This window comes from Rhizobium leguminosarum (assembly GCF_019798305.1).
Lineage (GTDB): Bacteria > Pseudomonadota > Alphaproteobacteria > Rhizobiales > Rhizobiaceae > Rhizobium > Rhizobium leguminosarum_U.
In genome coordinates, this window is the sequence record NZ_JAAXDD010000014.1 from 184,123 (window position 1) to 208,122 (window position 24,000).

Annotated in this window: 24 protein-coding genes; 14 read left to right on the forward strand and 10 right to left on the reverse strand. The window is 60.3% G+C overall.

Translation table 11 applies throughout. The features are described from left to right. Positions 1 to 46 precede the first annotated feature (46 nt). The 7 genes from HFO99_RS24325 to HFO99_RS24355 all read left to right on the forward strand — a co-directional run bounded on the left by HFO99_RS24325 (position 47) and on the right by HFO99_RS24355 (position 8,781). On the forward strand, positions 47 to 4,477 hold the full coding sequence (locus HFO99_RS24325; protein WP_222364101.1) for a strawberry notch-like NTP hydrolase domain-containing protein: 4,431 nt from the start codon (positions 47 to 49) through the stop codon (positions 4,475 to 4,477). A 12-nt stretch (positions 4,478 to 4,489) separates the two neighbouring features. Beyond that, on the forward strand, positions 4,490 to 5,539 hold the full coding sequence (locus HFO99_RS24330) for a toprim domain-containing protein (protein WP_222364102.1): 1,050 nt from the start codon (positions 4,490 to 4,492) through the stop codon (positions 5,537 to 5,539). Between the two features lie 379 nt (positions 5,540 to 5,918). Then, the gene (locus HFO99_RS24335) at positions 5,919 to 6,860 is read left to right on the forward strand and encodes a DUF2493 domain-containing protein (RefSeq protein ID WP_222364103.1); all 942 of its coding nucleotides are present in this window, start codon (positions 5,919 to 5,921) and stop codon (positions 6,858 to 6,860) included. Between the two features lie 72 nt (positions 6,861 to 6,932). Then, entirely contained in the window at positions 6,933 to 7,193 is a 261-nt protein-coding gene (locus tag HFO99_RS24340; protein WP_011654506.1) for a type II toxin-antitoxin system Phd/YefM family antitoxin, read from the forward strand. After that, complete coding sequence (locus HFO99_RS24345; protein ID WP_222364104.1) at positions 7,183 to 7,602, forward strand: hypothetical protein; 420 nt, start codon at positions 7,183 to 7,185, stop codon at positions 7,600 to 7,602. The genes HFO99_RS24340 and HFO99_RS24345 overlap by 11 nt, the downstream gene beginning before the upstream one ends. A gap of 466 nt (positions 7,603 to 8,068) precedes the next feature. After that, entirely contained in the window at positions 8,069 to 8,392 is a 324-nt protein-coding gene (locus tag HFO99_RS24350; RefSeq protein WP_027690648.1) for a DUF736 domain-containing protein, read from the forward strand. A 56-nt stretch (positions 8,393 to 8,448) separates the two neighbouring features. After that, positions 8,449 to 8,781, forward strand: coding sequence for a hypothetical protein (locus HFO99_RS24355; protein ID WP_222364105.1), 333 nt, complete (start codon positions 8,449 to 8,451; stop codon positions 8,779 to 8,781). A gap of 64 nt (positions 8,782 to 8,845) precedes the next feature. Here the strand turns inward: HFO99_RS24355 and HFO99_RS24360 are convergent, their stop codons facing one another. Beyond that, on the reverse strand, positions 8,846 to 9,124 hold the full coding sequence (locus HFO99_RS24360) for an HU family DNA-binding protein (protein ID WP_011654510.1): 279 nt from the start codon (positions 9,122 to 9,124) through the stop codon (positions 8,846 to 8,848). A 417-nt stretch (positions 9,125 to 9,541) separates the two neighbouring features. Between HFO99_RS24360 and HFO99_RS24365 the strand changes: the two genes are divergently transcribed. Then, positions 9,542 to 9,706, forward strand: a complete 165-nt coding sequence (locus HFO99_RS24365; RefSeq protein ID WP_168320284.1) for a hypothetical protein — start codon at positions 9,542 to 9,544, stop codon at positions 9,704 to 9,706. Between the two features lie 201 nt (positions 9,707 to 9,907). On the opposite strand, the gene HFO99_RS24370 is transcribed toward HFO99_RS24365, so the two are convergent. After that, positions 9,908 to 10,183, reverse strand: a complete 276-nt coding sequence (locus HFO99_RS24370) for a WGR domain-containing protein (RefSeq protein ID WP_222364106.1) — start codon at positions 10,181 to 10,183, stop codon at positions 9,908 to 9,910. A gap of 502 nt (positions 10,184 to 10,685) precedes the next feature. Between HFO99_RS24370 and HFO99_RS24375 the strand changes: the two genes are divergently transcribed. Beyond that, positions 10,686 to 11,168 carry a hypothetical protein gene (locus HFO99_RS24375; protein ID WP_222364107.1) on the forward strand — a complete coding sequence of 161 codons (483 nt, stop codon included), beginning with the start codon at positions 10,686 to 10,688 and terminating at the stop codon, positions 11,166 to 11,168. Positions 11,169 to 12,432: 1,264 nt separating this feature from the next. On the opposite strand, the gene HFO99_RS24380 is transcribed toward HFO99_RS24375, so the two are convergent. Then, complete coding sequence (locus tag HFO99_RS24380) at positions 12,433 to 12,681, reverse strand: hypothetical protein (protein WP_222364113.1); 249 nt, start codon at positions 12,679 to 12,681, stop codon at positions 12,433 to 12,435. Positions 12,682 to 12,893: 212 nt separating this feature from the next. Between HFO99_RS24380 and HFO99_RS24385 the strand changes: the two genes are divergently transcribed. Further along, entirely contained in the window at positions 12,894 to 13,133 is a 240-nt protein-coding gene (locus tag HFO99_RS24385) for a DUF6894 family protein (protein WP_222364158.1), read from the forward strand. 1 nt (position 13,134) lies between these two features. Here the strand turns inward: HFO99_RS24385 and HFO99_RS24390 are convergent, their stop codons facing one another. The 7 genes from HFO99_RS24390 to HFO99_RS24420 form a co-directional block, all read right to left on the reverse strand. Then, complete coding sequence (locus tag HFO99_RS24390) at positions 13,135 to 13,860, reverse strand: Crp/Fnr family transcriptional regulator (RefSeq protein ID WP_222364114.1); 726 nt, start codon at positions 13,858 to 13,860, stop codon at positions 13,135 to 13,137. Between the two features lie 1,669 nt (positions 13,861 to 15,529). After that, the gene (locus HFO99_RS24395) at positions 15,530 to 15,994 is read right to left on the reverse strand and encodes a DUF2269 family protein (RefSeq protein ID WP_222364115.1); all 465 of its coding nucleotides are present in this window, start codon (positions 15,992 to 15,994) and stop codon (positions 15,530 to 15,532) included. After that, positions 15,991 to 17,277 carry an SDR family oxidoreductase gene (locus HFO99_RS24400; RefSeq protein WP_222364116.1) on the reverse strand — a complete coding sequence of 429 codons (1,287 nt, stop codon included), beginning with the start codon at positions 17,275 to 17,277 and terminating at the stop codon, positions 15,991 to 15,993. Before HFO99_RS24400 ends, HFO99_RS24395 begins: the two co-directional genes overlap by 4 nt. A gap of 256 nt (positions 17,278 to 17,533) precedes the next feature. Beyond that, a complete protein-coding gene (locus HFO99_RS24405; RefSeq protein ID WP_222364117.1) occupies positions 17,534 to 18,154 on the reverse strand; it encodes a DUF4142 domain-containing protein in 621 nt (206 codons plus the stop codon). Between the two features lie 13 nt (positions 18,155 to 18,167). After that, complete coding sequence (locus HFO99_RS24410; RefSeq protein WP_222364118.1) at positions 18,168 to 19,577, reverse strand: cytochrome B6; 1,410 nt, start codon at positions 19,575 to 19,577, stop codon at positions 18,168 to 18,170. Between the two features lie 126 nt (positions 19,578 to 19,703). Beyond that, positions 19,704 to 19,922, reverse strand: coding sequence for a hypothetical protein (locus tag HFO99_RS24415; protein ID WP_222364119.1), 219 nt, complete (start codon positions 19,920 to 19,922; stop codon positions 19,704 to 19,706). After that, positions 19,919 to 20,179, reverse strand: a complete 261-nt coding sequence (locus tag HFO99_RS24420; RefSeq protein ID WP_222364120.1) for a DUF982 domain-containing protein — start codon at positions 20,177 to 20,179, stop codon at positions 19,919 to 19,921. Before HFO99_RS24420 ends, HFO99_RS24415 begins: the two co-directional genes overlap by 4 nt. Positions 20,180 to 21,063: 884 nt before the next feature. Between HFO99_RS24420 and HFO99_RS33595 the strand changes: the two genes are divergently transcribed. The 4 genes from HFO99_RS33595 to HFO99_RS24440 all read left to right on the forward strand — a co-directional run bounded on the left by HFO99_RS33595 (position 21,064) and on the right by HFO99_RS24440 (position 24,000). After that, positions 21,064 to 21,558, forward strand: a complete 495-nt coding sequence (locus HFO99_RS33595; protein ID WP_261323306.1) for a hypothetical protein — start codon at positions 21,064 to 21,066, stop codon at positions 21,556 to 21,558. Between the two features lie 679 nt (positions 21,559 to 22,237). After that, positions 22,238 to 23,311 (forward strand): lytic transglycosylase domain-containing protein, encoded by a 1,074-nt coding sequence (locus tag HFO99_RS24430; protein ID WP_222364121.1) that lies wholly within the window; start codon positions 22,238 to 22,240, stop codon positions 23,309 to 23,311. Further along, positions 23,311 to 23,670 (forward strand): TrbC/VirB2 family protein, encoded by a 360-nt coding sequence (locus HFO99_RS24435; protein WP_222364122.1) that lies wholly within the window; start codon positions 23,311 to 23,313, stop codon positions 23,668 to 23,670. The genes HFO99_RS24430 and HFO99_RS24435 overlap by 1 nt, the downstream gene beginning before the upstream one ends. A gap of 3 nt (positions 23,671 to 23,673) precedes the next feature. Beyond that, on the forward strand, positions 23,674 to 24,000 hold the full coding sequence (locus tag HFO99_RS24440; RefSeq protein ID WP_222364123.1) for a VirB3 family type IV secretion system protein: 327 nt from the start codon (positions 23,674 to 23,676) through the stop codon (positions 23,998 to 24,000).

Sequence of the window (24,000 nt, forward strand, 5' to 3'; positions counted from 1 at the left end):
GACGCTGGGCTCCGCTGTTCTTTCCTCACTCTTGGAGCATCCTTCGATGAATATCATCTCGCATCCTCAGAACATTTCCACCACTCCACGATCTCACGTCGGAAGCAGCGCTGAAGGCCTCATGGACGCTGCTGCCCAAGTCATGTTTCTTTTGGAACGGGGCAAAACTGTCGCCACCACAGACTTGCGGCAAATCATGAACAAGATTTTCGGCGGCGGCGACGCCGAGGGCGCCTGGCTCTGGAAGGAGGCCTATGAGGCGACTGAAATCGCCCAGGTGCTGTTCCTCCGCAAATTCCGCGCGATCGTATCCGGAATCCAGTCGCCCCAAGCGACGCTAGCAATGCTGACGAAAGTGGCAAACCTCATGCCGACCCATACACGCCGATCCGAGGAGAGCCAGGCACGACAGCAATTCTCGACCCCGATCCCGCTTGCCTACGTCGTATCTCGTGCTGCCGGCATCATAGCCGCTGACGTGGTGCTCGAGCCGTCGGCTGGGACCGGCATGATGGCGATCTTTGCGGAGCTTGCAGGCGCTCGCTTGGCGCTCAACGAATATGCGGTGGTCCGGCACTCGCTGCTACAGCGGCTTTTCCCTGGCGTTCCGGTATCGCAGCACGATGCCGCGCATATCGACGATTACCTCGATCGTTCCATTCGACCGACCGTGGTGCTGATGAACCCGCCTTTCTCAGCCGGCGTTCACGTCGAAGGTCGCGTGGCTGATGCCGCCTGGCGGCATCTGGCCTCCGCATTCGCGCGCCTTGCTCCCGGTGGCCGACTTGTCGCGATCACCGGCGCGAGCCTCTCTCCCGACAATCCCGCATGGCGGGACGTTTTCGTGCGGCTGCAGGAGAAGGGTACGGTCCGGTTCACCGCAGCGATCGACGGGAGCATCTACGCGCGGCATGGAACGACGATGGAAACGCGCCTGATCGTGATCGACAAGATCCCGGCGGGCGATCCTTCGAAGCTGGTGACGTCGAAGCGTACCGCGCACGATCTCGGAACACTGCTCACCTGGATCGCCGGCCTTCCGCCCCGCGCGCCCGCGGCGGCGTCGAACTCCATCGGTGCGCTCTCCAACGGTAGCCTGCGCGCGGACACGATGCGTCCAGCAGCGGTTGCCACCCCGACGCATCGCCCCGCGGTCGGAGGACAGGCGCAGCCTGCAGCAACGGTCCGTCCGATACCCGTCGATGACGAGATCATCGAACTCTCCTACGAACTGCGGGACGCTCGGCCGAAGGATGAGGCAAACGCTGCTGACGGTATCTACGAGACCTACCGGCTGCAGTCGATCCACGTTCCCGACGCAAAACCTCATCCTGACACGCTGGTCGAATCGGTTGCGATGGCCTCGGTCGCACCGCCGAAGCCGAGCTATCGCCCACACCTGCCGAAGCGCATCGTCACCAACGGCGATCTCTCCGACGCCCAGCTCGAAAGCGTCATCTATGCCGGCGAAGCCCATTCACGTTACCTCGCTGGCCATTGGAGCGCCGATGCCTCCTTCGACAATCTCAAGGCTGTGGCGCCCGACGTTGAGCATGCCGTTCGTTTTCGCCGTGGGTGGTTTCTCGGCGACGGAACCGGGGCCGGCAAGGGCCGCCAGGCTGCCGGCATCATTCTCGACAACTGGCTGAAGGGCCGCCGTCGCCACGTCTGGATTTCCAAGTCAGACAAGCTGATCGAGGACGCGCAGCGCGACTGGAGCGCGTTGGGCCAAGAAAAGCTGCTGGTCACACCTCTGTCCCGTTTCCGGCAGGGCAAGCCGATCAAACTGGAGGAAGGCATCCTCTTCACCACCTTTGCGACGCTGCGCAGCGATGAGCGCGAGGGCAAGCGATCACGGGTTCAGCAGATCGTCGACTGGTTAGGTCAAGAGGCGGGGAGCGGCAAAGACGGGACTGGAAATGCAAACAGCTTCGATGGTGTTGTCGTCTTTGACGAAGGCCACGCCATGGCCAATGCCGCCGGCGGCAAGACTGAGCGCGGCGACAAGGCGGCATCGCAACAGGGCAGGGCGGGACTTCGCCTGCAACGTGCCGTTCCGGACGCCCGCGTCGTCTACGTCTCGGCAACCGGCGCAACAGACGTTGAATCCCTTGCTTATGCCGAACGACTCGGTCTCTGGGGCAGCAGCGACTTTCCCTTCCCGAGCCGCTCCGAGTTCATCGCGGCTATCGAGGATGGCGGTGTTGCGGCGATGGAAGTGCTGGCCCGAGACTTGAAGGCGATGGGTCTCTACGCATCGCGGTCGCTCTCCTTCGAGGGCGTCGAATATGAGATCCTCGAGCACGAGCTCACCGAGGAACAGATCCGCATCTACGACGCCTATGCCGAGGCGTTCCAGGTCATCCACAACCATCTCGATGCTGCCATGGAGGCGTCCGGCATAACCGGCAAAACCGGGACGTTGAACAGACAAGCCAAAGCCGCCGCACGCTCGGCCTTCGAAAGCTCGAAGCAGCGCTTCTTCAATCATCTTCTGACCTCGATGAAGACGCCAGCCCTTCTCAAGGCGACCGCTGCAGATCTGCAAGAGGGTCACGCTGCGATCGTCCAACTCGTCTCGACGGGCGCGGCTTTGACCGAGCGCCGGCTGGCACAGATCCCGACCGAGGAATGGGGCGATCTGCAGGTCGACGTAACGCCGCGGGAGTATGTCATCGACTACTTGATGCACTCCTTTCCGGTGCAGCTCTTCGAAGAATTTTCCGACGCTGAGGGCAATCTCAGCTCTCGGCCGGTCCATGACGCAGACGGCAACCCAGTCATCTGCCGGGAGGCCGAACGGCGTCGCGACGAGCTAGTCGAAACCTTGGGCAGCCTGCCGGCGATCCCGACCGCTCTCGACCAGATCGTCCAGCATTTCGGCACCAGCCAGGTCGCGGAGATCACCGGCCGCTCCCGCCGCATCATCCGCCGCGAGGACAGCACTTCCATCGCCCGTTATGCCGTGCAGAACCGGCCGGGCAGCGCCAACCTAGATGAGGCCCGCGCCTTCATGGATGACGAGAAAGGCATTCTCGTCTTCAGCGACGCCGGCGGGACCGGCAGATCCTACCACGCGGATCTCGCCGCCAAAAATCAGCGCCTGCGTCTTCACAACCTTCTGGAAGCAGGCTGGCGCGCCGACGTGGCGATCCAGGGGCTTGGCCGCAGTCACCGGACCAATCAGAAACAGCCGCCGCGCTTCCGGATGATTGCTACCAACGTCAAGGCGGAGAGGCGGTTCTTGTCGACCATCGCCCGGCGTCTCGACACGCTTGGCGCCATCACCCGTGGCCAGCGTCAGACCGGCGGGCAGGGCATGTTTCGCAGCGAAGACAATCTCGAATCCCAATATGCCCGCGACGCGCTGCGGCAATTCTACGGACTGCTGCATGCTGGCAGGATCGAAGGCTGCTCGCTGGAAACGTTCGAAAGCATCACCGGCCTGTCGCTCACCTCGGAGGAGGGCGGATTGAAGGATGAGCTGCCACCCATCCAGACCTTCCTCAATCGCATGCTGGCGCTGACCATCACCATGCAGAACGTGCTGTTCGAGGCCTTCGAGCAGCTGCTCGCCGCCCGCATCGAGGGGGCGATTGCTGCCGGCATTTACGACAAGGGCCTGGAGACGATCACCGCAGACAGCATGACGCTCACCGACCGCCGGCTGATCTACACGCATCCGGTCACCGGCGCGCGGTCGCACCTCTTGACAATCGAGCGCAGGGATCGCAATGCGCCGATGCAGCTCAAGGATGTTCAGAGCCTCGTGAGGCAGGATCCGCGCGCGAAGCTGATGATCAACGGCAAGTCGGGCCGGGCAGCCGTGATGGTCCCGACCCGCTCCATCATGCTGGAAGACGGCTCCATTCAGCCGCGCGTCTCGCTAATCCGGCCGACGGATGAGCTCCGCTTCGAAGTCCGGCAGCTCGAAGAGACCAGCTGGCAGGAAATAGACGAGCAGGCTTTCGCAAATGCCTGGGATGCCGAGGTTGCCGCCGTGCCCGAATTCTCGACGTCCACGGTGCACATCGTCAGCGGATTGCTGCTGCCGATCTGGAAACTGCTGCCACAGGATTTCTGCCGGGTGCGGCGTCTGCAGACCGATGACGGGGAGCGGATCGTCGGCCGCGTCATTGCTCCGGATCGGCTCGCTGGCCTTTGCCGCAACTTCGGGATCGATCAGACGCAAGTGCTGAGCGGCGACCAAGCGTGGGCGGCGCTGGTCGACGGATCCTCGATTGTCGGTCTTGCCGGTGACATGACGCTCCGCCGCGTGCGTGTGATGAACGAGTACCGCGTCGAACTGACCGGCTTTACCGACGGCATGCGCGACTGGCTGCGGTCGATCGGCCTGTTCTCCGAGATGATCAATTGGAAGCTGCGCTTCTTCGTGCCGCTGAGAGATGAGGGTGCGGAGATCCTGTCGAGCCTGATGCAGCGTCATCGCCTCATCGACATTGCGCGCCGGTCGTGACGGAGGTCTGCCATGCTTTCCGCTTCCGATCTGGCGGGCCGTCTCGCGCAAAACGCGGAGGCGGTCTGCCGCCACTATCTTTCCGCGGGCCGCCGGGCCGGTAATTACTGGCTCGTCGGCGATGTCGACAACAACAAGGGCCGGTCGCTCTACGTGCATCTGGTCGGTCCGCGCGCCGGCAGGTGGACGGATGCCGCGACCGGTCAGTTCGGTGACCTGCTCGATCTCCTCCGCGAGACCTGTGGCCTCGTGGACTTCCGTGACGTTGCCGAGGAGGCGCGTCATTTTCTCAGTCTGCCCCAACCCGAACCGGTGTCGGACGTCAGGGGCGACGTCGGTGATGCCTCTCCGGTCGAGCGGCCGGCGACGGAGCAGGCACGACGGCTGTTTCGAATGACGCAGCCGTTGGCGGGTACGCTCGCCGATATCTATCTGCGCGAGCGTGGCATCTTGCGGGCGTCGACCCACGCGGCGCTGCGCTTCCACCCGTCATGCTACTATCGCAATTTCATGACTGGCCGGACGACGAGCTATCCGGCCCTGATCGCAGCCGTCACCGACGACGCCGGAGTGATCACCGGCGTGCACCGCACCTATTTGTCCCCGGGGCTCGACCCGAACGGAGTCGGCAAGGCCAAGCTGGACGATCCCCGCCGCGCGCTGGGCGGACTGCTCGGTAATGGCGTCCGTTTCCGCTTTCCGGTCAACGCGTCCGCGCCTGTCCTGGTGGCAGGTGAGGGCCTCGAAACCATGCTGTCCCTCTCACACGTGATGCCCGGCATGCCGATGGTCGCGGCCCTGACTGCTAATCACCTCGCGGCTTTCAACATCCCGCCCGAATGCCGGCGCCTCTACATCGCCGCCGACGCGGATGCGGCCGGCCGGCATGGGATCGAGGGATTGAGCCGCAGGGCGCAGGAATGCGGGATCCTGCCGTTGGTGCTGTCGCCGGAACTCGGCGACTTCAACGAGGATCTGCGCTGGCTGGGTCCGGACCAGATGACCGCAAGTCTGCGGCTTCAACTCACTCCGGAAGATGCGGTGACCTTCCTGCCCCGATGAGCCTTGCCGGAAGGCGCAGGAGGGCGGGACGCAGGCGGCGTGGGCGAGAGGACGGTCCGTGGTGCCGGCTCCCCGTGTGGATACGCGCCCGCGGGCCTGCCGAGAGGCGACCCTTACCACGCGGGCCTCGGGGCCTTCAGCGGGTCGGTCGGGTTTCTTCCCCTGCCGGGCCATTTCCGCGCATCGGCTCCCCCGAAAACCGGTTCCCACTTTTCGGCCGATGCGATGGCCCGTCATTCCTCGCGGATCAAGAAACCCTTCCTCCGCCGTCCGGCGCTTCGCTGGGCCGCTGCGCTTCGCTCGCGGTTCCGGCCTCGGCCCGCGTGACCGGGTTCGCCGTCAGGCCGCGAGAGGCGCGGCCCACGAAACGGAGACCACTATGGACCTGATCCTTCCCCCCGACGACGGCTTCGAGCCCCATCACGCGTCCTCTCCGACCGACCGCTTCATCTACGAGATGCAGGTCTTCGGCTATCGCCCCTTCCAGGACGAGCCCGACCCGCGGCCATTGCCGGAGGAACCGCAGGTCCAGTCATCGATCATCGCGATCTTCGAAGCCTTCGCCGAGATGCTCGGCGATACCCGGCTGGAGCCCGATCTCGAAGACCTGTTCTGGTCGATCCCCAATCTCTTCCATCGCGCCGGCGAGCGCATTCAGCGCGAGCTCGACCGCAACGAGGAGGCACAGCTCACCGGCCAGCGCGAGCAGGACGGCTCGGAGGTGAAGAGTGTCGAGCTTGAGCGCCTCATTGCCGAGGGCATCACGCTCTTGGAGCGCCGCAACGCATTCGAGTTCATGCGCGACTACGCGGCCGACTTGTTCGAGGCGCAGACCGGTTCGTCCTGGCGACCGCGCACCGGATCCAAGGTAAATCATGCGAACATGACGGCGGCGATGATCGACAGCCGTGACTTCCTCTCGGCCAGACGCCGCGCCGAGACCGAGGTGCTAATCCCGGCCGGCACCAAGATCGCTTTCGCCGGTGGCATGGACTATAACGATCATGAGCGGATCTGGGCCAAGCTCGATCAGGCGCATGCGAAGTATCCTGACATGGTATTGCTGCACGGTGGCGCGCCGAAGGGTGCAGAACGTATCGCCGCCTGCTGGGCTGAAGCCCGCCGGGTGACGCAGATCACCTTCAAGCCCAACTGGACGAAGCACGCCAAGGCAGCACCCTTCCGCCGCAATGACGATATGCTGTCGGTCATGCCCGCCGGATTGATCGTCTTTCCCGGAAACGGCATCACAGGCAATCTCGCCGACAAGGCACGCCGGCTCGGCATTTCGGTCTGGCAGGCATCAGGAGACGGCGCGTGAGCGCCGCTTTCCTGAATATATGGAAAACATGGAGAAATGGATTATATGGAAACTGAAGTGGAGACGATAGCGATGAAGCAATTCACGACAGGTGACTTGAATAAACAAATCGGCGATATCACCGACGCGGCGAGCCGCGAGCCGGTGATGCTCACCCGGCACAAGAAGCCGCGTTTCGTGCTGATGAGCTACGAGCACTATGAGCGCATGCGCACCGGCGGCGATACGCGCAGGGCCTATCATATCTCGGAGATGCCCGCCGAGCATGCAGAACTGTTCGACGAGGCGCTCGATAAGTTGGCGCGCGGCGAAGGCTACGACGATGAGCCGTGAATTCCACCCCGGCGAGGTCATCTCCTATCCGTACCTATGGGCCTGGCAGCAGCAGCGCGGGGAAACCGAGGGCCGTAAGCAGCGCCCCGTCTGCGTCGTGATCGCCATCCGCAATGCCGCCGACGGAAACACGCACCTTGCCCTTCTCGCCATCACCACGCAGCCGCCACAGACGGGTCGCAGCGCTCTGGAGATCCCGGAGATCGAGCGCAAGCGTGCGAGCTTAAGCGATCTGAAGCAGTGCTGGATCATGGTCGACGAATACAACTACGATATCGTCGAGCGCTCCTGGTACATTGAGCCCGATCAGGACATCCTCGGCCGCTTCAGCAAACCCTTCATGGTGAAGATCGCCAGACTGTTTGCCGAGGCGCGCGGCCGAACCGGCCGGGTCAACCGCCTCGACTGAGACTTCCCGCATCCCCACCGCCCTCCGAAGCGACATCCCTTGAAATCACGTCTGTCACTCGGTTGCGCTCCGAAGAACTGCAGTTGCGTCAGGGAAGGCCTGCGGTTCGAGCGTGATGCCGACCGAAGCCGTCTTTGACGGTGAGGATGGGATCGGGACGGTGCTAATCTCTCGCGTCGCGTCCGACTAGTTGACGGCCAGCGTCCGTTGACCCGAACACCACCGACGCATGTCACGCGTGCGGTACTCGGCGGGGCCACATCCGGCAACCAAGGCGAGGTCTCCTGCTGACGTCGCAATCAAGGACCATTCCCGTTCTCTATGTCGCCTTTCTAAGGGACCGGCCGCGATCAGCGTCAACCCCGCAAGGGGGTTTCCCTTCGCTACGCTGCGGTGACGCCTGCGGCGCAGCCCCTTCTTCGGGCGCCATCGGGAATGGTCCCGATGCAACGAAGGAGACAATCCCATGGCTACCACGATCGCAACCCTCACCGAAAAGACCGACGGCACTCTCGAAGGCGTCTTCGCCACCATCCGGGTCAACGCGCCGATCGCCCTCGTCCCGAACACCAACAAGGCGAGCGAAGAAGCCCCGGACTACCGCATCATCCACCGTAAGACCGGCTTTGAGATCGGCGCAGGCTGGAACCGCGTCTCCCGCCAGACCGGCGAAGAATACATCTCCACGAAGCTCGAAGCGCCCGAGATCGGCGTGATCTTCGGCAACGTCGCCCCAGCGCCCGGCGGCGAGCCCGGGAAGAAGGTCATCCTCTGGAACAGCCCGGCCTGAACTGGACGCCGGCTCCGAAATCGGGGCCGGCCTCACCCATTCCAAAGGAGGCCGCCATGAGCCGCTACACAATTATCGTCACCAGGACCGCATCCCGCCACGCCGACCCGGATGCTATTATCGGCTACGACCGCCCGCTTCAGACGTTCTTCCTCCAGGCGTTTCCGGACGCTGGGGGCGAAGATCTCGGACTCTGGCTTGGCACTGACTTAAGGGAGTTCGAAACACTGTCGCAACTGCGTGCCGCAGCAATCGCGCGCGGTTTCGACTTCATACCCTTGGCATCCGGCATTCTTCACAAGCTGCTGGACGACCATGCCCGCGAAGCGCATCACTCGGTCAGCGACACGATCATCCAGGATATTCTCAACGGGACATCCGCCCGCTGACGCAAACCCAAAACGAAAATAGCCCGGCACGGCGCCGGGCTATTTTTTTGCTTGGCTGACAAGATTACTTGTTCAGCGCATCCTTCAATGCCTTGGCCGGCGTAAAGGCTAGCTTCTTGGCCGCGGCAACCTTGATCGTCGCGCCGGTCGACGGGTTGCGTGCCTCGCGCTCCGGTGTCGCCTTCACCTTGAACTTGCCGAAGCCGGGGAGGGAGGTCTCGTTGCCGGCCACCGCGGCTTCGGTGATGGACGCGATCACCGCTTCGACGATCGCCTTTCCCTGAGCCTTGGTGAGGCTGTGTTCGCCGGCGATCTTGTCGGCGATTTCATTGGTTGTGGTCATTTTCTTCTCCACATCAACGTTAATGCGAGAATCCCTGACAGGGGATCAAAGCGCTGTCATCGACGCACCGCGTCAAGATCAACAATTTTGCCCATTTTTCCACAACTACCAAGGACTTTGAGGCATCTCCGTGGGTCTGCATGGTGGATCTGCAAGCGGGCATCGAGCCCGCTTGCGGATCTCTGGTGCCATACCTGAGGAAATGTCTGCTCAGTCCGTCCGAGGGTGTCATGGGGGCATGACGGCCTCAAGGACGAGCGGTGCCCCCAATTTTGCCTCCGCTCCGGTTCCCTGCACTCCGACAAAATCGGCACCCCCACTCGCCGCCGCTGGCGGTCGCGTTCCGCGATCCATGACCCCGCCACGCCCCCATGACCGCGCGCGTCGTCTTTCACAAACGTCAAGGAGACGACGACGATGCTTCTGGAACAACACATTGAAGAGCTTCGCCTCGAACTGCGCGAAGCAATCGACCCCGTCGAGCGCCGCGAGATCGAAATCGAACTGGAGCTGGCTCGCGCCGAGCTGGCGGTGATCACCGCAGAGCAGGAGGGCGCAATCGGCGCCGAGCCACCCTTCTGAGGGTGGCTTTCGCCATGTCGCCTGGCCTGACGCGCCGGATCGACCGGCGCTTCAGGCCCGAAGCATCGCTTCGCCATCGGCACGTGCCGATCCTGCGGTGTTTCCTACGGAAACGGCGAAAGCGGCCGGACACCCCCACTCCTGTTTCGATCCCATGCCAATCGACATGAGGATGCATCCGCCCCCTCGGCACTCCCTTCGCTATTGATCGCCCGACGCATCTTGCCGTATATGCGGTTTCGGCCTGTATCCGCGCGACCGCCTCTTGCGCAAAAGCTGAAGGAAGAGCCTGACCGCCTCTTCCTCTCGCGCGAAACGATGCTCCCGCCTTTGACCTCTTGCGCCGATACGGCCCCATCGACGGATGAGACAGGCCTCGCCGAAGAGGTTGGGCTCGATCGACATGGCATAGTAGCGGGCCATGTTTTTCTTGGCGTCGATGCGTTCGACATAGAGCTGGTAGCGTTGCGCAATCATGACACGGAGAATCGGGCAGTGCCGACTCGGCGTCCAACGACATATTTGAATCGGTCGGTCTTGACTGATTCATGCTTATGATGGGTTGTCGGCGGATTCGGGCGAGCCGCCTCGGCGGACGGTGCTATTCGCCGTCGCTCACGGAGCCCGCAAACGGTCTCCGCCCATTCGGGTCACGCCCCTCTCGCGGCTGCCGCATCCTCAGTGCGATTATCTGCACGAGCAGTCAGACGAAAAGGTTGCAGGGCCGGCTGCGCTCGGCAAACGGTCACGTCGCCTGTCGGCGACGTGGTCTATCTCTCTCTGACTTCCTATTGTCGCATTCGCCCCGGCGGCCTCAAGGACGTCGCGGCCCCTCCAATTTTTCCGCCGCGCCGCTCACGCGACACGACGAAAAAATCGGTTCCTCCGCTCGCCGCCGCTGGCGGTCGCTATCGCGATCCTTGACCCCTTGGGTCGCCAATGCAGGCACCTTTTCGTCAGAACGAAAAGGAGGCTTCTTATGTCTGATTTCAACTTTCTCATGCTTCATGCCAAGCTCGCCGGCTTCAAGCTTCTCGTGAGCGCGAACCGTATCGGCTGCGAGGATGAATTCTCAAAGATGCTCCACGACCGGCTGATGGCCGGTCTTGATGGGGCGATCCGCTCGACGCGCCACATCATGGACCTGCAACGCGAGTTGGTCATCGGGGACGATTTGGAGGGGACGATATCGTGCCAGCTCCAAGGCGAGGAGGAAGTCCTCGCCCGCCGCACGCTTGTGCTCCTCGATGAGCTAGAGATCGATTACTTCACCTATGAGTATCGGGTCAACGGCGGTGAATGGCACAACGCCTTGTCGGCAGACTGCGACGGCATGGAGATCAGCTATCCGACGACCGTCTCGGTGAGCGACAGGGAGATCGGTCCCCTCTCTACGATCATCCACGATATTGCGCGGGAGACAGGTATCGCCATCAGCGTTGCGCGCGTCGTTTACGATTGAGCTGACGGGACGAGAGGCCGTTCCGCCTCTCGTCTTTCCCACTGGCTTGACCGCTTGCAGGCATCGAGCCAGCGCGCGTTCCTGAGGGGAGAGACTTGCCGCCTCTCCCCTCAAGAACCCTCTCCGTGGTGCGGGTCAGGACCCGCCCGGCCTTTCGGCCTGGTTGGCGGACGCTGCCGCGACTTCCTCAAACAAGACGGAGAGGAGGAACACCTTGCGCTACGCCCTCATGCTTCGGGCATCCGCTCCAGGCGTTCCTCCTCTCCTGCGGTGCGCTCGCCGTCTCATCGTTCGCTTGCCATCGATGCCCGTTCTCTCCGGTCACGGACATCCCGGCAGCTCACGACGACGGCTCGCTTCAGCATCTCCCATCAAACTGGCCTGGCGACCGTGCTGTTCCTCCGGCGCGGATCACAGGCTCAAAGCCTGTGATCGCTGTTGCTTTGTCTGACGACTCGCAACAGCATTGGCGCGTCGGGCACGGTCGCCAGGCCAGTTTGATGGGAGATGGCAGGATAGGCTAACGGTATACCGTTAGCCGTTTTCGCCCGAGGGGCGATGGCCGAGAGGCGTGGTCAGTGCCGGAATCTGTCGCCGCTTATTCGCAGGCGTTGGGTCTGCCCGAACATGGATTTGGTCTTGGTAGAGGTCGTTCGGCGGCAGAAAGAGGCACCTCCTCACGGCGCCACCTTGAATCGCTAGTCTGTGAATCGGCGAGCGGGCAATTCCCCCGTTTCGCCAATCAGTAAAAGAGAGATCGGGCGTTCTCGCGTTTCGGCGGTTGGGCTGGCCGGTGGATCAGCGAATAGGTTCGTCAGCGATTGTGCGGCTCGGAGAATAGGCGAGGGGGTGCTTCGCCAACTGTGCTCATCGGCGAACCGGCCATCGCGCTTATGACTCATAGACGATTTCGGCGAATAGGTGGTTGAGCAAAGCGGCGTTTTGCGGATTGCGCGTATGAGCCGGTAGGTGATTTCGCGAACCCGCGGTTCGGCGATTGCGCTAATCAGCAATGTTGCGAATGAACGTCTCAGCTCATTTTATCAGGGAGGCTCTCTTACCTGCTTTTGCAATGCAGGGCGCTAGTTTATTCGGCTCCGTTGGGAAAGGTTTGTTTCAAGAAAAACAGATAGAGCAAATCGACCAAGTGTAAGCGCGGGTCTCAATTTGCGGACGTAACAAATGATGAGCGATTTCAACAAGAAAGTGGTGGCCAACACGCCGGAAATGGCGATGCGTCGTGTTTTTCTACGCTGTTTCGCCGCTAGTGATGAGAGTCCGACGAGGGCGCATTTACCTTCAGCGAGTGAGGGCTATCAAACTTCGTGATCAGCAGCGTGATCAGTTCCTCGCGCGTCCTATGTCCTTGGTTATAGAGATCGACCACCGCGCTGCAAAGCAACTGTGTTGATTGTTCCGTTGGCGTCGCGTGATTATGCCGGTACCAGGTCCGAACAGCATCCGACAGCACGTTCACGTCGTCCACCTGGAGCGAGAGATTGAACTCGGTCATATCATCCTCCTTGGTGTGGCCGGGTCGAGTGAGCTGGCCGCGATAAGAAAACCGTAACGGATCAATATCTCGGCGCCAACCATCAGTGCGGTTGCGCACAGTGGCCGCAAGGGCATCGGAGCGATGACGAAAGCATGCCCGATGCTGTTGATCTGAACGCTGCGGAACGGCAAAATAAGGGACTTATCCTGCCGGGCTTTGAAGGATTTCGAATGCCACGCTTCTACTTCAACATTCTGTCTGAGGCAGGATCGCTCGACGACTGGGAAGGAACCGAGCTTCCCGATCTGGACGCCGCTCGCATGGAAGCGGTGCGTGATGCTCGCGCATTGATGAGCAGTGCCGTGCTCCTCGGACATGACATTGCCTCAAGAAGCATCGAGATCAAAAACGGAACAGGCGATATCCTGCTCGTGTTGCCCTTTTCGGAAGCGGTTAAGCGAGTGGGCTGATCTACCTGGCGCGGAGCGGAAGACCCAGCAGCTTTTCATATTCGCGCTCCGGCACTCCATAGCAGCCACCGGCAATTTCGATCAATTTTTCCCTGTCCAATATTCGCACGTTTCCGCGGGTCGATCGGATGGCGTGGACGCCCTCAAGGACGTGCAGTTCATTGGTGACGCCAGAACGCCGTACACCGAGCATCAACGCCAGAAATTCATGGGTAATTGCCAGGTCATTGCCTTCAAGGCGGTCGTGACACATCAGGATCCACCGTGCCAGCCGTTCATGCATATTGTAGCGAGCGTTGGCGAGCGCCGAATGGGCGAGCTGCAGCACGGTTGTGTGAACATAGCGAAGGAAGAAATCCTTCACCACGGGATCATCGCCGAGCGCGCGCTGAAACGTCTCCATCGGCACCATAATTCCCGACCCTGCGACTTGCATGAAGGTGCGCGTGGGGGTGGTCTCTACCGCCAGGACGACGTGCATGCCGGATGCGCCTTCGCGCCCGATATGGCCAATTTCCACCACCTCTTCGTCGATGCTGCTGACAACCATGGATGCCAGGCCTCTTTCCAAGAAGCAGATATGCGTGGTTGGGATGTCGTTAGCGACAAGAACGTGGCGTAATGGCAGGTCGACGCGCTCCATCCCTTCCGAGAGGCGTGCGAAGCGGTCCGCGCTCAACATTTTCAGCAGGGTATTTTCGACAGTCGATTGGTCAATGTGAGTCATAGCGGCTCCGCATGGGAGCTTGGATGTCAAAACCAAACGCCAGTGAGTTGGTGAAAAACTACGGGACGGCCGTTGGCTTGACCATAGGTCCCCGGGAACTGTGCGTTTATGACAAAACCGCACATAAGCCGCTGAAATTGTTGACAATCAGCGACGATAAACCGGTAGCGATCTTTTGATACCTGCCAAAGACCTTAGCACATTTTGCCTCGGCACGCGCGCTCGTTGCGAAAGGACGAGCGATTCATTTGCAAAGACTTTCCATTTTCAAACCGTTCGTCTAGCTCGAGTGCATGCACGATAAGCGTGAGGAGGTTTAACTTTCCAGTCGAATTGCTGCGTGGCGTGATTATCACCTTGACCGCTTTCTCAAGCTCTCCTCCTCCCACAGAATATAGCCGCCTTCTTCGATGTGAAATTTTGAGAAGTTTTCAAAATAGCTTGGACGCACTCAATAAAAAAAAACGGCCCTGACTTCGCGCGGCCAGCCGGACATCGCTCACCGTAGCGCCGGTATGGGCATTGATCCAGCAAGCGTCGGCCCGACGCAGTTAGCGTTAACCCCCGGCGATGACGCCCGCGGAACGTCGTTGGCGTGGCAATCGTCAAGGTTTGAGCCCCAGGCAGCACGCGCCGCTGCAGCCAGGCTCTGTCGGAGCGAAGCAAACGAAAACTCAGAACCGCCATCCACGATAAACCCGGTCGGAATTGGCGATGGCGCCGAAGGCAAAAGGTCGAGGATGCGGAAGTCGAACTGCATCTCGCCGATGTTACCAGTAGGCCGTAACACCCCCGCCGTGATGGTGAGGCGGCCGAACGCCAGTGGGGCATAGGCGCTTCCGCCTCGCAAATCTCGTCGTGGATCAATCAGCCAGATCCCGGCGTCACGTCCTCTTCATTTCGCTCCGGCAAAGATCCAGCGCCGGGTGTCTTGCTCTTGTCGGTGAGGTGATCTTGAGCATGTGGCCCGGCCTGTGGGTTCGTCTGTGTCCAATCTAACTTCTTATCAGTTCGCTCTATGGCCGCTTGGGCGTTCTTGTCCTCGTCCACGTCAGTTCCTTTCAAGATTGCAGGTCAGTGGCTTCCACTACACCAGTAACAACAGGGTCGGCTGCGGGTTCCGAAGGTGGCTCTCTTGTCGAGCCACCGCAAACGCGGAAGACTCGGCATTTGACCGAATTGAGAGCAAGTGGACACAAGTCGTACCTTGAAGCAGCCTGGCTCAGGCAACGTCTAACGCGGTTGCAGGTTCTGCCGTACGAAGGATTCCGGTGGCAGTGATGATCCGTACGGCTCTAATGACGACGCATGATGTTGAAAGGTGAGGAGACCATTCGTTTTCGAGAAGGGTATGGCAGAGAGATCACCGCTGGAACGCTGGATGATGGATCCACGTAGTTCCGGTGTTTGCAAAAGGAGACAGAGTGATACAAGCCAAAGAAAAGGAGCCGGCAGAACGTTCGCGTGTCACGATCGATAAAGAGTTGGCGCGCCAGGGGAAGGGCGGGGCTGCGCGGGAGCCGGAGCAAAAATCCCGCTCAGCCACGGTCCACAGCCAGGTGAGCTGACCTTTGCAGCGAGACGAAGAAGAAGACATTGCTTCCCTCGTCTGACGTGGGCCGCGCACTACCTTGGGACTGCGGAAACGACAGATAATGCCACGCTATCATCAAACCGGGCGCGTAATCATCAGCCAGATAACTCCCAGCACCGCAGCGAAAGCCGGAAAGCCGAAATAAAACCAAGTCCAAAATAGCCGATGGTATCGCGTCGGCAGCGGCTCGCCTTTCACCGCTGCTTCCGTCGCAATGTTTCGCATCTCCATCTGCATCCAAACAACCGGTAACCAAAAAGCGCCCGTGACCAGATAGAGAACGATCGACCAAAAGATCCACCGCTCCCAAAGGGAATAGCCGATATTCCAGGCAAGCGCGATGCCGGTGATCGGCTGAATAATCACGGCCGTTGTGGTAAAGACGAAGTCGGCGATCACCACGATCCGCGCTACTGCGGCCACGGTCGTCGCATTGCCGGAGCGATGCGCGACCAACATAAAGAAGGCGATACCCGCACCGGTGCCGAGAAGAACGGTCGCGCCGATGATGTGCAGGAATTTCAGCACGAAATAGATCATCGCTCTTCCAGAATCGCGAGAGCAGCCAAGTGCAGCACAAGGATCGGCCATATCTTTGTCAGCGGGCCGAGGGGCTCATTCCACAACTGAGGCAATATTGCCGTGCCGGCTGCCGCATAGAAGAGCGACAACAGAATGGCCGCATATAGCCCCCATCGTGCAGTGCGACGAAAGGCGATGGCGCATCCGACGAGAATGTCTGCAAGAGCTCCGGCAATCACGCTCGGTGCCGCCAAACGACCCGCGCCGCCGGCCAACATCAGTTGGACACCCTGGTCGAAACCCGATGTCAACGAAACTATTCCGGTCGATGTCCAAAACAGTGGCAGCAGCACATAAATGACGGGCTTCAGAAAGTAGAGTTTGGCAAACCAACGCTCCTGAACCGAAACGGGGCGACGCGCCAAAGCATCGTCCAATGATAACGGGTGGATTCCCGTAGCGGCGCTCCAATCCGTTGGATCACCCACGGCGCCGCGGACGATCTCCCTTGCGGCAGTGCTTCGAACCGGCGGCCGCCATCCCAGCAGTCCTGCGAAATCGCCTAGCCGATAGAGAAGGCTGGCGAGGGGGCGGGGCAGCAGATAGCGCCTGGCGGGAGGCCAGCCAAGCCATCTCCGGTATCGCCCTACGATCTCTTCGAACTCCAGCGGTTGCGGGCCGACGATTTCGAGCGAGAGCTTCGATGGAGCAGTTTTGTCGACCAGGCGAAAGACGGTTTCGGCGACGTCATCGACCTGCACCACCTGAAGTTTGCCGGTCGACGGCATCAATGGCAGAAACGGCAGCGCGGCAAGGCCGCGAAACAATGCACTGGAACCGAAGGCGGCGTTTCCGAGGATAACGGCGGGGCGCAGTATCACCCAATCGAGATCCGTCGCCTTCAGAGCCATGTCGCCGGAAAGCTTGGTGCGCGAGAACGCCGACGGCTGCTCCCGATCCACTCCAATTGCCGAAACGTGAATAATCCGGCGGACGCCAGACTGCTCGCAAGCGCGGAACAACGCTCGCGGTCCCTGCGCATGGACGCCCGTCATGTTGTGCGTCATTCCGTCCTGCAACGCGCCGGCGCAGTTGACGACGGCATCTGTCCCTTTGAGATGAGGCAGCCAGTCGGAGGGCTCAACCGCGCTCGCCACGTCGACTTCGACCCGGCTGCCGAGCCCCCATGCGGGCTGTTTTCCAGGGCGAACGGCGCGGATGACATCATGTCCGCCTGTCGCCAGCCGGGCGCAGACGGCACTGCCAACAAGTCCGGTCGCGCCGATGACAAGGATTTTCATACTGACGACCCTCGTGCTCAACGGCTTGAACTTGTGCGTGCACAATTCGTTCCAGTGCCGGTTCATGCTATTCTTCAGATACAGCATGTCCGACAAAAGCCCGAATTCCTGGCGCTGATGCCCGGCGTTCGGCAGTCAGGCGCCACGAACGAACGTCACGTTCTTGAAGGCGTGGGGGCGAATTGGAGCCGTGTCGTTCCAGACTTCCATTTACGCCCGTCGCTATGCTTGCACCAGGCCGCTCCCGAAGCATTGCCTACTGCCTGTGCTCCATCTCGGCCAGCTTCTCCGGCGGCAGACGAACAGAGGCACCGGTCAGCAGTCCATTTATCTCCTGTGCTCGCCGCAGATGATCGAGGACGACCGGAAGCAGCGATGAGGCCAACCGCTGCAGATCGCCGTCCTCGCCCATCGATATCTCCCAGGCTAGAAGTTGCGCGGTCTTTTGGTGGTCGACGATCTGTGCCTTGATATAGGCGGCGTCGAAGGCATTTGCCTCCAACGTCTGCAGCCGGTCGCGAAGCAGGGCATGTTCGGGGTCGAGTTGGTCCGGCAGTGGGATTTTAGCGGCGTCTGCAAGCTCCTTGAGCTTCCTGTTTGCGTCGGAATGGTCCCTGACCATCATGTCGGCAAACTGTTTGACAGCATCCGCTTTCGCCTTGCCGCCTGCAAGATTTCCGAGCTCGACTTCAGCAAGCCCCCCGGCGGCTGCAAGCCGCGCAAAAAGCCGGTCCTGATTGTTGGTCTGGTGTGGCGCTGGAACGCCTGGCCGAGCCATTCGCGTGTCCACGCCCATTCCGGCCGGATTGCCGATCTGGCCAAGCGCCGACGAGCCGGTCAGAACGACAGCGACGGTAAAAAGCACCCTGCGAAACATGGCGTCTCTCCCTCTAAAGCGTCACCAGATAAGCAACCAGGTCCTTCTTCTCCTGCTCATCGAGCTTGACGCCGAGCACGAGATTGAAGAATTCGACTGTGTCGGCCAAGGTCATCAAACGTCCGTCATGCAGGTAGGGCGGCGAGTCCTTGATGCCGCGCAAGGTGAAGGTTTTGATCGGACCGTCGGGAAGCGTGACGAAGTCGTTGAAGACCTGCCCAATTTTATAGAAGCGCTCCAGCTTCAGGTCGTGCATGTCGTTGTCCATGAACTGGGTTTGCGGCACGTGACAGTCGGCGCAACGACCCTTGCCCATGAATATCCGCTCGCCCGACAGTTCCTGGGGCGTCGCAAGTTCAGGATCGAGTCTTCCGAAGACGTCGAGCTTGGGAGCGGGTGGGAAATCGATGATGTTCTGCATCTGCGCCATCATGGCGACCTGGTTGGTGCGGTCGGGAAGGTTTGCGCCCTTCCTCGTCGCGCTGACATGGTCGCCGTTGAAGTATGCGGTGCGCTGCTCGAATTCGGAGAAGTCTTCGACGGAGCGAAGCGAACGTTTGGAACCGTGGATCTGTTGGTTGAAAAGACCTCGCAGACTGGTGCTGTCGAGGCGAAAGCGGTCTGCCTGCGGACGAACGTCGGGCGTGAGATGAAAGGCAGCATTTGTATGGAAGTTGGAATGACAGTCGAGGCAGGCGACACCGTTGCTTTGGTCCGCCACTTTGCGGTCCTCGGTCTGGTTGAATTCCTCCTGCGGGAACGGCGTCAGAAGGAGCCTCAGACCCTCCATTTGTACGGGGGTGACGATGCCGTTCATGATCTCGTAAAAGTTCTTGATCGTCAGAAGCTGTCCGCGTGAGACGTCGCCGAGTTCTGGGTGCGTCGTCAGGAAGATCGGCGGCGGAAACTCGGGCGTCAGGTTTTCGGGAAGGTCGAAGTCGACGTCGAACCTGCGGAGGTCGCGAATCTCCTGCGCGTGGATTTCGTCGATCTGCCGATTGGGAAAGACCTGGCCGCCAGTCGCCTGCTTGACATGGGGGAGAGGAAGAAAGCCTTCGGGCAGGAGGTTTTTCTGCTTGATCTCCGCGGGCTTCATATCGGCCAGCTCACGCCATGTCACGCCTGCCGGCAACCGGATGCGGACGTCAGCTTGGACGGGTTTCATGCCGCCTGACATCATCGCGCCGGGCATGGGCTTATCAGAGAGATCGTATCGCCTCTGAAGGAGATCCTGTTGGCGCTTCATGACGTCCGGCTTCTGCGCCTCGTCAATTCGCCGGGCGTCGGAAAACGGCATCGTCGGAAGCGGTCGGTACGTCGTGTCGGGCGGCAGCGGGTCGGAAAAAGCGCCGACGGCAAACACGCAGAGGCCTGCACCGATCGACCAGCCGGCGAGGATGAATGACTTCTTGTATCGAAACATAGCTCTCCCCTCAATTTTACACCGCAACCCTGCGGACCATGAAAAGTTCCGCGGCCCGAAAGCTTTTTGCTGAAGGGGCCGTTCCACGCGACCGCAACGGATCGAGACTGCCGGAGGCTGCTATGGTCATACGAATACCAGCACCGCGATCATCGCGACGGCCGAAGTAACGCCCGCACCCGTGAAGGCGGAGATCAAAAGCTGAGAGGTCCGGCCTATCTTAACGTCTTTGATTTCCTCGGCAGCGCCAAGGACAGCCATCAAACCCGCCGCCATCCAACATACGAGCGTCAGCGCTCCCAGGATCATCGCCAATTGCGCGCTATCTATTGGAGGAACACTCATGAGAACACCTCCGCAGCGACAGCAGCATCTATGAATGTCCTGCGAGCAAGCTCAGCGCTTCCATGGTGTATGATGGCGTCTGAGCATCTGCACTTGGCAATGGCGTATTCCGCCTGCGTTTGCGACGGCCAACGATATGTCAAGGCTTCCAGTGCAGCCCTAGGTCCGTCGATACGCTCGCGGAAGCCATTGCCGATGCGAACGAACACGGGAACTGCCCATGTGATGTCGAAGTCACCTTCGATAAGCTTCTCCAAAATGATGAGCTCCCTTGTTAGCTGCTTAGGTGCCAACCAAACGAACCTGCCTGCTGCGTCGCAGTTCCTGCTCTGTCGCCATCTGTGCGCAATCGGACACTTATTGAACCACCCAGCAACGAAGAGCGGGCTGCAATTGCCTGTGGCGGCACAGATGGCGGATCTATGTTCGAGAGTGCCCCTAGCAGATGATCGGCGGCGTTCAACGAAATCATGGCTGCACCGTTACTAAGCCCCAGCCTTCACAGCGTGCTCGTTTCGTTGCACGCACCCTCGGGAAATGATGCACGAATTTCCGACGGCGCGATCGCTCAATGCTTTTTCTCCTGCAAGCATTACCTGGTCGCTCTGGACGCAGGAGGGTGTCCGCGATCGGAGCGTCGCTTTTCAAGATCGAATGCGTCACCAGAGCTCAGCACGTGAAGTCTCGCGATCAGACCAGCCATCGAAAAAGACGACGGTTGAGCCGCCCGCCCGACGATGTTAGAATTATATCGGAGTATAAGTATTTCTATTGACCGCGGAGCCAAGCGATAACAATTTAGTCGCTTCTGACCACCCCGCGGCAGACATGCCCGCACCCTCAACAAACAACAGGTGCTCTTCTGACACGAAATCGCTCCTTACTGACGAAGGAATGGTACAAAGTTGCGATATCCATCGATTGCCCGGGCTGCGGCGCACAGACCCGGTCCGCCGGCATTGTCGTCGGACCATCGAGCCTCGTCAACGCTGCCGACGGCTCTGAGAACGATGTTCTGAAGCGGCCATGGACACCGCTTGATGCCTTCGCATTCGTCGAGTCGCTCGGTGGTCGAACGAAGAACGTCGAGCAGTTCATCGTCAACCGCTTTCACAACGCGTTCGAATTCAGGAACGATCACTTGCTGGCGATCTGCCAGCAATGCGGGGAGAGTCTTTCACCTGCCGCTACCCGCTCTGTCGCCATGAACGACTTCGTCCGCCTTGGGCAGAGACGTCTGCTGGTCAACGAACGGATGCTGCTCTTCGCATCGCACGTTGTGTTGACGGAATTCCGTGGCGGCACGTCAATCGAGGAAAGCGGCCTGCCGCATCCAGATTACGCGCTCATGCTGATCTGCGATGCGGAAAGCACAGGCGGCGAAACCGGTACCGTCGAGCTGTGGCACAGCATCGCGCGTAATGACTACGCCATCACTGTGAAAGGTCACGAAGGTCGGGAGATTTGCCGTGACACCCTCCATGATGACCTCGCCGTCGTAGTGGCCACTGTTTCCAATCTCGGACTGGTCCTGACGCAGCTCCACCTGGCACAGCCATCATCACCCTACTGCCGGCTTGCCCGTGATCTCTTCCTCGAATCCCTTGCCCATGCCGGATATCGGCAGGAAAATTAGAAAGCAACACGATGCGGATTTCCAAAACGCGATCGGGATCTTTGGCGATATTAATCCTGTTGTCCGGATGTGGCGACCTGACACACCCACCGCGACCGCTGCCCCCAGTCCCATTTGCTTACCTCAGCCTCACCGCTTGCAGAGCCTATGCCAGCAATATCGTCGAGTGCCAGCTTGAGTATGGTACCCGGTTCGGACGCCAACGCCTCGGTCCTGTCCAGCAGACGGGTCTTAATATCAGTGGCGGTGACAGCCGCTATCAGGTCGCGTCCTGCTATCCGGTCTCGAGGATCCAGAGGGGATTGCCCAATTTCGTCTGCCGAATCTATGAGCCTCGATCAGGAACGGATGTCAGTCCGGTGTTGATCAAAGGAGGCACTGCGGTGCGCTTGGCGCGTGTTCTGGGCGATCGCGAACAGATCCAATATCGCTGGATGCCAGATAAATGGTCGCGGCTAGACGACTGAATTTGCTCAGGAAACGAGCGCCCCGCCATCGCTATCGCTGCCGATAATTATACCGGAGTGAAATTTTAAGGTTGATTTCCGTAACGGAATGCAGTTCAAAGTCTTATACCGCAGTATAATTATGAACTGGTTCGGCGATGGAACGCATCCCACTTCCGCCTGTGAAAACACCGCAAAAGGCATGGTCGCGAAGCGCGCTGTGGGTTGCTGGAATGTCGGCCTTCCTGCTCACCGGTTTCGCATCCGACCCGGACGACAACGATCTGCCCTCCTATTCTGGCATGCCTCAGGCCGATGGGCGTGACGGCATCACGACCGAGAAGGCAGGGAGAGTGGCAGCCCGGTTGAACCCAGTCGCCGCGTCAAGTCTGGCCGTTGCAGCCAAGCAGCCGCCACAGCCGACAATCGATTGGGTCAACTTCAGTCAGCGCTTTGACACGGCGAAAGACGGACATTCGATTGGATCCGGCGTTCTTTCCTTGGACACGGTTGAGAAGTTTGAAAACAGTCGCGCGGAATTGTCGGGAAAAACGGCTAATAGCGCGAATGCTCGCCGCGAACGCACGGTGCATTCGCCGACCGACGTCTTTTCTTTTGAGCAGATGCCGTCCCCTCACATCGTCGATCCGCCGATCGCGTTGAAAGTCGGCGGCGAGCTGTCGTCGACACAGCCCCGACCCGATCTACTTTCCGGCATTCCTGAAGAATATGCAAAACTCGTATCGGCGATTGCCGCCGCGGAAGAGGTTGACCCCAACTGGGTGCTCTCGATCATGCGGGCCGAAAATGCCGCCTACGATCCACGTCTCGTTAGTCCTGCCGGTGCCGTCGGCCTGATGCAGGTAATGCCGCGGATCGGCGCGGCCTTTGGTGCGAAGGATCTCACCGATCCTGAACAGAATATCCGCGCAGGCACTCGATTTCTCCGTGTTCTCATCGCCAAATATCGCAATCCGGTGCTCGTCGCCTCGGCCTATAATGCCGGCGAGCCTCGCGTCGACCTTCGCCATTCCTTGCCGCTGATCCAAGAGACCGCAGACTATGTGACCCGGGTTGTAGGCTTCTACGTTGGCGCGGCGGCGACCTCTACGGGCACGCAAAGCGGTCTGCCATTCCCGTCGGAGTCCCGCTCGAAGCGCCGGGCAGGGACTGCCGATCGCGCAAAATCGCCGATGCTTGTTTTTTCTGTTGCAGATCCGATCACAGCGGTGAGCCGCAATCCCCAGGAAGGCAGACCGACCCACGTTGGCGGTCCGGTTAAAATCGTTAAGGAAGAGGTGCGTTGATGAATGTAATTGCAGTGGCAGTCCTTTATGTCAGCGTCGCCTGGCGTTCGACGGCGAAGCGCAAGTGGGTCGGCAATGCCGCCATGGTGTTTGCGGCCAGCCTGATCCTGCTTGTCAGCCAGTTCGAACCGGCTGTGGCGCAAAACCTCGATGCCTTGCAAAACGCCGCGGACCGGCTGGTGCAGTTCTTCACCGGCCCGTTCGGCCGCTCGGTCGGAGCGATCGCCTTCATTGGCATGTTTCTCGCCGCGGCGTTCGGCTACTGGTCCTGGGGCGCCCTGCTTCGGGTCGGAGGAAGCCTCGCCGGCATGTTTGCTGCCGCCGAGCTCGTCGACTTCCTCGCTGGCAGCGGATCTTGAACCATGGCTGGATCAGGCAACACCGCCGACGGTGGCGACGAGTACATCGAATCCTATCCCGTCATCTTGGCTCTGACGCGCCCGCCGACGGTCATGGGCATCCCGTACACATACTTTCTGGCAGAATGCTTCATCTCGCTGATGGTATTCATGATCTTGGGCTCGATCCTCTGGTTCCCGGTCTCCTTCGTGATCCTCCACAGTATTCTTTACATGCTGACCGTGAAGCTCGACTTGTGGTTCTTCGAGATCGTCGGACGGCTCAGCAGGTGCGGCGTCAATCCCCTGGGTCGAAGGCTCGGCGGCGGCATCAGGACCTACGGGGCGTGA

Bases quoted from the DNA above. Each gene is read 5' to 3' on its own strand.
- HFO99_RS24365 (WP_168320284.1), top strand. From the start codon at position 9,542: ATGCTTCTGGAACAACACATTGAAGAGCTTCGCCTCGAACTGCGCGAA.
- HFO99_RS24345 (WP_222364104.1), top strand. From the start codon at position 7,183: ATGAGCCGTGAATTCCACCCCGGCGAGGTCATCTCCTATCCGTACCTA.
- HFO99_RS24405 (WP_222364117.1), bottom strand. From the start codon at position 18,154: ATGTTTCGCAGGGTGCTTTTTACCGTCGCTGTCGTTCTGACCGGCTCG.
- HFO99_RS24430 (WP_222364121.1), top strand. From the start codon at position 22,238: ATGTCGGCCTTCCTGCTCACCGGTTTCGCATCCGACCCGGACGACAAC.
- HFO99_RS24395 (WP_222364115.1), bottom strand. From the start codon at position 15,994: ATGATCTATTTCGTGCTGAAATTCCTGCACATCATCGGCGCGACCGTT.
- HFO99_RS24385 (WP_222364158.1), top strand. From the start codon at position 12,894: ATGCCACGCTTCTACTTCAACATTCTGTCTGAGGCAGGATCGCTCGAC.
- HFO99_RS24415 (WP_222364119.1), bottom strand. From the start codon at position 19,922: ATGAGTGTTCCTCCAATAGATAGCGCGCAATTGGCGATGATCCTGGGA.
- HFO99_RS24330 (WP_222364102.1), top strand. From the start codon at position 4,490: ATGCTTTCCGCTTCCGATCTGGCGGGCCGTCTCGCGCAAAACGCGGAG.
- HFO99_RS24350 (WP_027690648.1), top strand. From the start codon at position 8,069: ATGGCTACCACGATCGCAACCCTCACCGAAAAGACCGACGGCACTCTC.
- HFO99_RS24355 (WP_222364105.1), top strand. From the start codon at position 8,449: ATGAGCCGCTACACAATTATCGTCACCAGGACCGCATCCCGCCACGCC.
- HFO99_RS24390 (WP_222364114.1), bottom strand. From the start codon at position 13,860: ATGACTCACATTGACCAATCGACTGTCGAAAATACCCTGCTGAAAATG.
- HFO99_RS24410 (WP_222364118.1), bottom strand. From the start codon at position 19,577: ATGTTTCGATACAAGAAGTCATTCATCCTCGCCGGCTGGTCGATCGGT.
- HFO99_RS24435 (WP_222364122.1), top strand. From the start codon at position 23,311: ATGAATGTAATTGCAGTGGCAGTCCTTTATGTCAGCGTCGCCTGGCGT.
- HFO99_RS24440 (WP_222364123.1), top strand. From the start codon at position 23,674: ATGGCTGGATCAGGCAACACCGCCGACGGTGGCGACGAGTACATCGAA.
- HFO99_RS24370 (WP_222364106.1), bottom strand. From the start codon at position 10,183: ATGATTGCGCAACGCTACCAGCTCTATGTCGAACGCATCGACGCCAAG.
- HFO99_RS24340 (WP_011654506.1), top strand. From the start codon at position 6,933: ATGAAGCAATTCACGACAGGTGACTTGAATAAACAAATCGGCGATATC.
- HFO99_RS24400 (WP_222364116.1), bottom strand. From the start codon at position 17,277: ATGAAAATCCTTGTCATCGGCGCGACCGGACTTGTTGGCAGTGCCGTC.
- HFO99_RS24325 (WP_222364101.1), top strand. From the start codon at position 47: ATGAATATCATCTCGCATCCTCAGAACATTTCCACCACTCCACGATCT.
- HFO99_RS24360 (WP_011654510.1), bottom strand. From the start codon at position 9,124: ATGACCACAACCAATGAAATCGCCGACAAGATCGCCGGCGAACACAGC.
- HFO99_RS24375 (WP_222364107.1), top strand. From the start codon at position 10,686: ATGTCTGATTTCAACTTTCTCATGCTTCATGCCAAGCTCGCCGGCTTC.
- HFO99_RS24380 (WP_222364113.1), bottom strand. From the start codon at position 12,681: ATGACCGAGTTCAATCTCTCGCTCCAGGTGGACGACGTGAACGTGCTG.
- HFO99_RS24335 (WP_222364103.1), top strand. From the start codon at position 5,919: ATGGACCTGATCCTTCCCCCCGACGACGGCTTCGAGCCCCATCACGCG.